This window comes from Streptomyces millisiae, assembly GCF_031845425.1.
Classification (GTDB): Bacteria; Actinomycetota; Actinomycetes; order Streptomycetales; family Streptomycetaceae; genus Streptomyces; species Streptomyces millisiae.
Map to the genome: position 1 here is coordinate 1 of NZ_JAVREM010000120.1, position 9,506 is coordinate 9,506.

The 9,506-nt window shown below is 74.2% G+C and carries 8 protein-coding genes; 3 read left to right on the forward strand and 5 right to left on the reverse strand.

Annotated elements, in window-relative coordinates; all coding sequences use genetic code 11:
- Positions 1-274 precede the first annotated feature (274 nt).
- The 5 genes from RNC47_RS35105 to RNC47_RS35125 form a co-directional block, all read right to left on the reverse strand.
- The gene (locus RNC47_RS35105; RefSeq protein ID WP_311604822.1) at positions 275-1,966 is read right to left on the reverse strand and encodes a bifunctional uroporphyrinogen-III C-methyltransferase/uroporphyrinogen-III synthase; all 1,692 of its coding nucleotides are present in this window, start codon (positions 1,964-1,966) and stop codon (positions 275-277) included.
- A complete protein-coding gene (hemC, locus tag RNC47_RS35110) occupies positions 1,963-2,940 on the reverse strand; it encodes a hydroxymethylbilane synthase (protein ID WP_311604824.1) in 978 nt (325 codons plus the stop codon). The genes RNC47_RS35105 and hemC overlap by 4 nt, the downstream gene beginning before the upstream one ends.
- Positions 2,937-4,304 (reverse strand): glutamyl-tRNA reductase, encoded by a 1,368-nt coding sequence (locus RNC47_RS35115; RefSeq protein ID WP_311604826.1) that lies wholly within the window; start codon positions 4,302-4,304, stop codon positions 2,937-2,939. The genes hemC and RNC47_RS35115 overlap by 4 nt, the downstream gene beginning before the upstream one ends.
- A complete protein-coding gene (locus tag RNC47_RS35120; protein WP_311604828.1) occupies positions 4,301-5,077 on the reverse strand; it encodes a redox-sensing transcriptional repressor Rex in 777 nt (258 codons plus the stop codon). Before RNC47_RS35120 ends, RNC47_RS35115 begins: the two co-directional genes overlap by 4 nt.
- Before the next feature lie 236 nt (positions 5,078-5,313).
- A complete protein-coding gene (locus RNC47_RS35125; protein ID WP_311604830.1) occupies positions 5,314-5,595 on the reverse strand; it encodes a glutaredoxin family protein in 282 nt (93 codons plus the stop codon).
- Between the two features lie 129 nt (positions 5,596-5,724).
- Between RNC47_RS35125 and RNC47_RS35130 the strand changes: the two genes are divergently transcribed.
- The 3 genes from RNC47_RS35130 (at position 5,725) to RNC47_RS35140 (ending at position 9,235) form a co-directional block, all read left to right on the forward strand.
- Positions 5,725-6,687, forward strand: coding sequence for an HAD family hydrolase (locus tag RNC47_RS35130; RefSeq protein ID WP_311604832.1), 963 nt, complete (start codon positions 5,725-5,727; stop codon positions 6,685-6,687).
- A gap of 334 nt (positions 6,688-7,021) precedes the next feature.
- Positions 7,022-7,822, forward strand: coding sequence for an ECF subfamily RNA polymerase sigma factor, BldN family (locus tag RNC47_RS35135; protein WP_311604834.1), 801 nt, complete (start codon positions 7,022-7,024; stop codon positions 7,820-7,822).
- Positions 7,823-8,005: 183 nt separating this feature from the next.
- Positions 8,006-9,235, forward strand: a complete 1,230-nt coding sequence (locus RNC47_RS35140; RefSeq protein ID WP_311604836.1) for a DUF5667 domain-containing protein — start codon at positions 8,006-8,008, stop codon at positions 9,233-9,235.
- The last annotated feature ends 271 nt before the right edge of the window (positions 9,236-9,506 follow it).

A 9,506-nucleotide genomic window follows, 5' to 3' on the forward strand; every position in this document is an offset into this window, starting at 1 on the left:
CGCTCCGCGCGGTGTGCCCCCACCCACCCGCCCTTCTCACGCGCTCCGGCCGGCGCGAAAGCACCAGCAACAGCGCCCGCGCGAAGCGCGAACAGCCCCGCAGGGGCCCCGCGCGAAGCGCGAACAGCCCCGCAGGGGCCGCGCGAAGCGCGAACAGCCCCGCAGGGGCCGCGCGAAGCGCGAACAGGGGGCGCGGCCTCCGCTCGCGGCGAGCGGAGGGGGCGGGCCGGTGGGCGGTTGCGGTCCCTTCGAGTCGCTCCGCCCGGCAGGGCGGTTACGCTCGGCGACGCCGCTGCGGCCGCTTCTCGCTCGGCCGCTTCAACACCTCGCCCGCCTCGATCGCCGCCGCGCGGCGCGCGGCCCCGTACTCGGCCAGCGCCTCGGCCAGCGCCAGCACGGACGGCTCGGGCGCCATGACGTCCACCCGCAGGCCGTGCTCCTCCGCGGTGCGGGCCGTGGCCGGGCCGATGCAGGCGATCACCGTCACGTTGTGCGGCTTGCCCGCGATGCCCACCAGGTTCCGCACCGTGCTCGACGACGTGAACAGCACCGCGTCGAAGCCGCCGCCCTTGATGGCCTCCCGGGTCTCCGCCGGCGGCGGCGACGCCCGCACGGTCCGGTAGGCCGTGACGTCGTCCACCTCCCAGCCGAGCTCCACGAGGCCCGCGACCAGCGTCTCGGTGGCGATGTCGGCGCGCGGCAGGAAGACGCGGTCGATCGGGTCGAAGACCGGGTCGTACGGCGGCCAGTCCTCGAGCAGCCCCGCCGCCGACTGCTCGCCGCTCGGCACCAGGTCGGGCCGTACGCCGAACTCCTGCAGCACCCGCGCCGTCTGCTCGCCGACCGCCGCGACCTTGATGCCCGCGAAGGCCCGCGCGTCCAGGCCGTACTCCTCGAACTTCTCGCGGATCGCCTTGACCGCGTTGACCGAGGTGAAGGCGATCCACTCGTACCGCCCGGTCACCAGGCCCTTGACCGCGCGGTCCATCTGCTGCGGGGTGCGCGGCGGCTCGACCGCGATCGTCGGCACCTCGCTCGGCACCGCGCCGTACGAGCGCAGTTGCTCGGAGAGCGAGGCCGCCTGCTCCTTGGTGCGTGGCACAAGCACCTTCCAGCCGAACAGCGGCTTGGACTCGAACCAGGCGAGCTGGTCGCGCTGCGCCGGCGCGCTGCGCTCCCCGACCACGGCTATCGCCGGACGGTCGCCCTCGGCCGAGGGCAGCACCTTCGCGGACTTCAGCGTGCGCTCGACGGTGCCGAGCGTCGCCGTCCACGTGCGCTGGCGGGTCGTGGTGCCGGCGACGGTGACCGACAGCGGGGTGTCCGGCTTACGGCCGGCCGCGATCAGCCGGCCCGCCGTGACGGCCACGGCCTCCAGCGTGGTGGAGACCACGACGGTGGCGTCGCTCGCGCCGACCTCGGTCCAGCATCTGTCGTCGGCGGTCGGCCCGTCGACGAAGCGGACGTCGCCGCCCTCCGGGTCGCGCAGCGGCACCCCGGCGTAGGCGGCCACGCCGACGCCGTGCGCGATGCCGGGCACCACCTCGAACGTGATGCCCTCGGCGGCCAGCGCGAGCATGTCGGCGGTGGCGTCGGCGTCCATGCCGGGGTCGCCGGCGACCGCACGCACCACCCGCTTGCCGCCGCGCGCGGCCCGCATGACAAGATCAGCGGCATCGACGGTCCCGGCCGCCGCGCCGCCGGCAGCGGGGTCCGCGCCCGTGGCCTGCAGCGGGACGTCCGTTCCCGCCCTGACATGGGCGCGCACCACCTCGTACGCCTCGGGATCGGCGATCAGCACATCGGCCTGGGCCAGCGCGTCGACGGCCCGCAGAGTGAGCAGACCCGGGTCTCCGGGTCCGGCACCGAGGAAGGTGACGTGTCCGAAACCAGCGCTGTGGGCGACGGCGGTCGGCGACGTCCTGACCCGCTTGGCTTGTGCGGTGCGTGCGGTAATGGGGCTCAATGTGCTCGCTCCCCCATCAGACCGGCCGCGCCCTTGGCGAGCATCTCGTCGGCGAGCTCGCGGCCTGTGGCCGCGGCCTCCTCGACGGAAGCCGGTACGGGACCGGTGGTGGACAGCTGCACCAGCGTCGAGCCGTCGGTGGTGCCGACGACGCCGCGCAGGCGCATTTCGGTGATGGACTGCCCGGCCGCCTCGGCGAGCAGGTCCGCGTACGCACCGACGGGTGCGCTGCAGCCGGCTTCCAGGGTGGCGAGCAGGGTGCGCTCGGCGGTCACGGCGACCCGGGTGTGCGGGTCGTCGAGCCCGGCGAGCTCGGCGGCGAGGGCCGTGTTGGACGCGGCGCACTCGATCGCCAGTGCCCCCTGGCCGGGGGCGGGTAGGACGATGTCGGGCGCGAGGAATTCGGTGATCTCCGTCTCCCGACCGAGGCGGTACAGTCCGGCGGCGGCGAGCACGACCGCGTCGAGCTCACCGGAGCGCACGTACCCGATGCGGGTGTCGACATTCCCCCGGATCGGGACCGTTTCGATTTCGCAACCCAGGGATCGCGCCCAGGCGTGCAGCTGGGCCATCCGGCGCGGCGAGCCGGTGCCGATCCTGGCCCTGCCGGCCGCCACCGCGAGCCGCTCGAAGCCGAGCCCGTCGCGGGCCACCAGCGTGTCCCTGGGGTCCGCGCGCGTCGGCACGGCCGCCAGGGTCAGCTCGTCCGGCTGGCTCGTCGGCAGGTCCTTGAGCGAGTGGACGGCGAAGTCGATCTCGTCGCGGAGCAGGGCGTCCCTGAGCGCCGAGACGAAGACGCCGGTGCCGCCGATCGAGGCCAGGCTCTCCCGGGAGACGTCGCCGTAGGTGGTGATCTCGACCAGTTCCACGGGCCGTCCGGTGAGCCGGGTGACGAGATCGGCGACGCCCCGTGACTGGGACATGGCGAGCGGACTGCGCCGCGTGCCGAGCCTGAGGGCTCGCTGTGCGTTCATGACCGCTCCTTCTGATCAAGCTGTTGCGGCTCGAGCGGCGTGCCGAGGTCGAACAGCTGGCGCAGTGCCGCCGCGTAGTAGGCGCCGTCCGGCTCGGCGGCGAGCTCCTTGACGCGCACGGTCGGCGCGTGCAGCAGCTTGTCGACGACGCGCCGCACGGTCCTGCCGATCTCCGCGCGCTCGCGCTCGCCGAGGTCCGGCAGCCGCCCCTCCAGGCGGGCCAGCTCGCCGGCGACCACCTCGGAGGCCCTGGCGCGCAGCGCGACCACGGTCGGGGTGGTGTGGGCGGCGCGCCGGGCGGCGCCGAGCGCCGCGACCTCCTCGGCGACGATGCCGCGCACCGCGTCCACGTCGGCGGCCATCGGCGCGTCGGCCGAGGCGGCGGCGAGTGACTCGATGTCGACCAGCCGCACGCCCTCGACGTCGTGCACGGCGGCGTCGACGTCCCGCGGCATGGCCAGGTCGAGCACGGTGAGCTCGGGGGCCGCGCCGCCGCCGGCGCGGCGGGCGCGCTCGCGCACGGCCCCGGCGACCGCCTCGGCGGTCAGCACCAGGCCGGTGGCGCCCGTACAGGACACGACGACGTCGGCGAGCGCGAGCTCGGCGGCGATGGAGATGGCGTTGATCGGCACGGCGCGGGCCCGCGTCCCGTCCTCCGCGGAGAGCCCCGCGGCGAGCCGCTCCGCACGCTCCAGCGTCCGGTTGGCGATCACCAGTTCGGCCACACCGGCGCGGGCGAGGGTCGTCGCGGCGAGCGAGGACATCGACCCCGCCCCGATCACCAGGGCACGCCTGCCGCGCACCCAGTCGACGCCCGCCCGTCCGCCGTTCAGCTGTTCGAGGCCGAACGTGACCAGCGACTGGCCCGCGCGGTCGATGTTGGTCTCGCTGTGCGCGCGCTTCCCGACCCGCAGCGCCTGCTGGAACAGCTCGTTCAGCAGCCGGCCGGCCGTGTGCTCCTCCTGCGCCAGCGCCAGCGCCGACTTGATCTGCCCGAGGATCTGGCCCTCGCCCACCACCATCGAGTCGAGCCCGCAGGCCACGCTCAGCAGGTGCTCGGCGGCCCGGTCCTCGTGGTGCGTGTAGAGGTAGGGCTCGAGCTCGGCCTGGCTCATCCCGGTGTGCCGGCTGAGCAGCGCCCTGAGCTCGGCGACCCCGGCGTGGAATCGTTCCGCCACGGCGTAGAGCTCGATGCGGTTGCAGGTCGCGAGCAGCGCGGCCTCCAGCGCCGGCGGGCGCCCCGCGCCGCCCGCGCCGGCGGCGTCGCGCAGCAGCTTGCCGCGCGCGTCGGGCGCGGGCGCGGCCGCCTCGAGCACGCTCACCGGGGCACTGCGGTGACTGAGACCGATCACCAGCAGAGTCATGCGGGCATCACCGCCGGGATGTCGCCCTCCGGGCCGTCCTCGGCCCGCCCGGCGCGGCGCTCGACCGCCGCCGGCACGCGCGGCGTGCCGTTGCGGCCGGCCGCCAGCTCGTCGGCGGCCTTGCGCTGCTCGTGGAAGGCGAGGATCTGCAGCTCGATCGACAGGTCGACCTTGCGCACGTCGACGCCCTCGGGCACGGACAGCACGGTGGGCGCGAAGTTCAGGATCGAGGTGATGCCGGCGGCCACCAGGCGGTCGCAGACCTGCTGCGCGGCGCCGCCCGGGGTGGTGATGACGCCGATGGAGACGCCGTTGGCCTGGATGATCTGCTCCAGGTCGTCCACGTGGGAGACGCCCATGCCGGCCACCTGCCGCCCGGTCATCGCCGGGTCGGCGTCGATCAGCGCCGCCACCCGGAAGCCACGGGAGGCGAAGCCGCCGTAGTTGGCGAGCGCGGCCCCGAGGTTACCGATGCCGACGATGACGACCGGCCAGTCCTGGGTGAGCCCGAGCTCGCGGGAGATCTGGTAGACGAGATACTCGACGTCGTACCCGACGCCACGGGTGCCGTAGCTGCCGAGGTACGAGAAGTCCTTGCGGAGCTTCGCCGAGTTCACCCCGGCGGCGGTCGCCAGCTCCTCGGACGAGACCGTCGGCACCGAGCGCTCGGAGAGCGCGGTCAGCGCCCGCAGGTACAACGGAAGCCGGGCGACCGTCGCCTCGGGGATTCCTCGGCTACGGGTCGCCGGTCGGTGGTTTCGGCCAGTTGCCACGGTGCTCCTGCCGGTCGGGCCAAGCGGAGGGCGGGCGCGCGAGGCGCACACATGTACGCCGGTACGGCTCCGTCCGGCCCAGGCTATGCCTTTGTGAACGCGTGCACAAAGATGGTGTCCGTTTTGCCCGGCCAAAGTGACCGGTGCCACATACGCCAACGAGGACACCCGGTCACACTCCTCACGTATGCGCCCGCCGGGGGAGAAAACGACCTCGTATGGTAATCCAAACCGGGTCAAGCCCCCAAGGCCCGGCGCAGCCGCTCCGGGTTCACGCGCCAGAAGTCGTGCTGCTCACCGTCGACGAGCACCACCGGGATCTGCTCCCAGTACAGGCGGTACAGCTCCTCGTCCCGGGTGATGTCCTTCTCCTCCCAGGCCACCCCGGCCTCCCCACAGACCCCGGCGACCACCTCCCGCGCGGCGTCACACAGGTGACACCCCGGCTTCCCGACCAACGTCACCAGCCGCGCGCCGCCCCCACGCCGCGCCCGAAACAGCGGACTCATGCCCCCCATTCTGCCGCGCCTCGGCGCGGCGGCGCCTCCGCGCTGCGCGCGGCCAAGCCGCCAACCGCCGATCCGTGCGGATGCGCGCGGCGCCAGCCGCAGCCCGCGTTCGAACCAACGGCCGGTATTCTCAACGGCATGGCACGGCCCCGCCTCACGCGCCCGTTCGCGGCCGCCCCGCGCCCCCGCTGGCTCACCCCCCGCAGGCGGCCCACCACCGACCGCACCCGGCTCGCCGGGGCCGCCTCCGCCGAGGCCGCGCGGCAGGCACAGCAGGAGGCGGCCAGCCTCGAATCCCCCGCCGAGGAGCCCGAGTTCCCCGTCCCCGGCGACGCCAGGGCCGCCGCGTTCTTCGACCTCGACAACACCGTGATGCAGGGCGCGGCCATCTTCCACCTGGGCCGGGGCCTCTACAAGCGCAAGTTCTTCCGCAAGCGCGAGCTGGCCAGGTTCGCCTGGCAGCAGGCGTACTTCCGGCTGGCCGGCGCCGAGAACGCCGGCCACATGCAGGACGCGCGGGAGAGCGCGCTCTCCATCGTCCGGGGCCACCGCGTCGACGAACTCACCGCCATCGGCGAGGAGATCTACGACGAGTACATGGCCGACCGCATCTGGCCCGGCACCCGGGCCCTCGCCCAGGCGCACCTGGACGCCGGCCAGCGCGTCTGGCTGGTGACGGCCGCGCCGGTCGAGACGGCGACCATCATCGCCCGCCGCCTCGGCCTGACGGGCGCCCTCGGCACCGTCGCGGAGTCGGTCGACGGCGTCTACACGGGCCGGCTCGTCGGCGAGCCGCTGCACGGCCCCGCCAAGGCGGAGGCCGTCCGCGCGCTGGCCGCCGCCGAGGGCCTGGACCTCGAACGCTGCGCCGCCTACAGCGACTCGGCCAACGACATCCCGCTGCTCTCGCTCGTCGGCTACCCGTACGCGATCAACCCGGACAGCAAGCTCCGCGCCCACGCCCGCGCGATGGGCTGGCGGCGCCGCGACTACCGGACGGGCCGCAAGGCCGTCCGCGTCGGCGTGCCGGCCGCCGCGGGCGCCGGCGCCGTGGCCGGCGGCGCGGCCGCCGCGCTGGCGCTGCACCGCCGCCGCCGCTGAACGCCCGCTCCCACGCGGCCCGCGCGGGCAACCCCAATTCCTTACCCAGCACCAGGCGCAGCCAGACCTCCACGCCCCCATCGGTCGAACTCGGTCACTGAGGTGGCAAATCCGATCATGCGGCGATCATGAAGACCATGGCGTTTGCGTGGCGCACCATACACAACGTGTAACTCATCAAACCGAATCGGCGATTTTCGCAACTACGCGTAGCACCGTCAGCACGAAGCGTTATTCTCCTCAGACGCAATCCGGTCCTCACCCGTTCCCCGCCAGTTGACGGGTGACGGGCCGACCACTGCACGTGTTTGGAAGCTCTGCCTCTGGGAGTCCCGTGTACCCACACGTCGGGGTTGACGCCTCGGGCCTGGCTACGCTGCGCACCACGGTCGTCGACCGGCTGCGCGCCCTCGTCCCCACCGCGTACGCCGTGCCCACCCTCGCCACACCCGCCCCCGCCACCCCCGCCGGCCCGGCCTACGCCCTCGCCGACGGCGCCACCGGCACCGCCGGCACCGCCACCATGGGCAGACGCGCCCGCCCGGGCGCCGCCGGAGCCTCCACCGCGCGCGACACGGCCCCCAGCGACAGCCGCCGCATGATGGACCTCGTCGAGCGCGCCCAGGCCGGCGAGGCCGAGGCCTTCGGCTGCCTCTACGACCACTACTCCGACACCGTCTACCGGTACATCTACTACCGGGTCGGCGGCCGGGCCACCGCCGAGGACCTGACCAGCGAGACCTTCCTGCGCGCGCTCCGCCGGATCGGCACCTTCACCTGGCAGGGCCGCGACTTCGGCGCGTGGCTCGTCACCATCGCGCGCAACCTGGTCGCCGATCACTTCAAGTCCAGCCGCTTCCGTCTCGAGGTCACCACCGGGGAGATGCTGGACGCCAACGAGGTCGAGCGGAGCCCCGAGGACTCGGTGCTCGAGTCCCTGGCCAACTCCGCGCTGCTCGAAGCCGTCCGCAAGCTCAACCCCCAGCAGCAGGAATGCGTCACGCTGCGGTTTCTCCAGGGCCTCTCCGTGGCCGAGACCGCCCGGGTGATGGGGAAGAACGAGGGAGCCATCAAAACCCTGCAATACCGGGCCGTTCGCACCCTGGCGAGACTGCTGCCGGACGACGCGCGTTAACCCTCGCGTGTCACCTCCGCTCGTAAACAGAGCGTGATCAACCTCACCCGATCGGTCACATAATCTGCCAGCCGTAACCCGAGTGCCCGTCCGCTCGTTGTCGCCAATTGGACAAGCAGTGCACTCGCTCCACACGGTCGGTAGCGAGTCGCGTCGATCCTGTGACGAGAGGAGGTGCAGCCCGTGATCGGATCCGTGTCGGCCAACCGCCGGGCCAACGCCTTCGCCCAGCTCCTCGACGAGACCGGGCTCGAGCAGCCCAGGCTCGACAGCGGGCCGGCGGCGGCGGACCAGCCGACGGACGGGCCGGAGCAGGCCGCCTTGCTGTCCCTGGTGGACAGGCTGGCCGCCCTGCCCCGCCCGGAGCTCCGCGCCGATACCAAGGCGGAGCAGCGCGCCATGCTCATCGCCGCGCTGGAGCGCGGCGGCGAGGCCACGGCGGGGAACGCCGAGCGGCTGCCGGGCCCCCGCCGGGCCCGCCCGGGCCGCGGCTCCCACCGGGCGGTGCCGGTGCCCAGGCTGAGCGCCCTGCGCCCGAGGTCACGCCTCACCAAGGGCCTCGCCGCCGGCGGCCTCACCATGGGCGTGGCGGCGGGCGCCTTCGGCGGCGTCGCCGCCGCGAGCACCGACGCGCTCCCCGGCGACACCCTCTACGGCCTCAAGCGCGGCATGGAGGACCTCCGCCTCGACTTCACCGACGGGGACGCCGACCGCGGCCGCGTCTACCTCGACCACGCCGCCACCCGGCTCAACGAGGCCCGCCGCCTGCTCGAGCGGCAGCGCGCCGGCGCGCTCGACGAGGACGACCTCGGCGCCATCCACCGCGCGCTCACCAACATGCGCGACGACGCGGCCGAGGGCCACCGGCTGCTCTCCCAGGCCTACGAGACCGGCGGCTCCATCGACCCGATGGCCTCCCTGTCGACCTTCTCCGCCACCCACCGCGACGCCTGGTCCGAACTCCGCCTGCGCCTCCCGGCCCAGCTGCGCGGCGTCGGCACCGAGGTCAACGACGTCTTCGAGGCCATGGAGGACGACATCGCGCCGCTGCGCTCCGTCCTCCCCCGCGAGCCACGCGACCCGGCCTCCGCCGGCCACGACCCGTCCGCCGCCCACCAGCCGTCCACCACCGCGGAGTCCCCGACCGGCGACCACCGGCGGGAGCCCGCCACCCCCGACGACGACCACCGCCCCGCCCCGGCCGGCACCCCCAAGCAGGAAACGCCCGAGGAGAGCCACGGCCTGCTCGGCGTCCCCTCGCTGCCCGGCACCGACGACCTCCTCCCCGGCTCCCCCGACGACCGGACCTCCGAGTCCCCCACCGACCCCCCGTCCCTCGGCACGCCCGACGTCACCATCCCGCCCCTCGTCGAAGACCTGCTCCCGAGCCTCGGCCTCGACGTCAACGAGTAACCCCTGGCGGGGTCAACGCCCCGAAGGCACCTCCGCCCTCCCGGACGGGGGCTGGGTTCGGCTGCGCCGTGCTTTCCCCCACCCACCCGCCGTTCTCGCGCTCCGCGCGCGCCGAGGAAGGCGATTGGTCCAACCCTGCGCTCCGCACGAGGTGAGGGCGGCTTCGCCGGCGGCCGCGCGGCCGCCGGCACTCCGGGCGGGCCTGGCGGCTTCGCCGCAGGGCGCAGCGGCCAGGCCGCGACCAGCCGACCGCCCCGGCCCTCTCCTGGCC

Coding starts and splice junctions, on each gene's coding strand:
- RNC47_RS35125 (WP_311604830.1), bottom strand. CDS start 5,595: ATGGGGGGCATGAGTCCGCTGTTTCGGGCGCGGCGTGGGGGCGGCGCG.
- RNC47_RS35130 (WP_311604832.1), top strand. CDS start 5,725: ATGGCACGGCCCCGCCTCACGCGCCCGTTCGCGGCCGCCCCGCGCCCC.
- RNC47_RS35115 (WP_311604826.1), bottom strand. CDS start 4,304: ATGACTCTGCTGGTGATCGGTCTCAGTCACCGCAGTGCCCCGGTGAGC.
- hemC (WP_311604824.1), bottom strand. CDS start 2,940: ATGAACGCACAGCGAGCCCTCAGGCTCGGCACGCGGCGCAGTCCGCTC.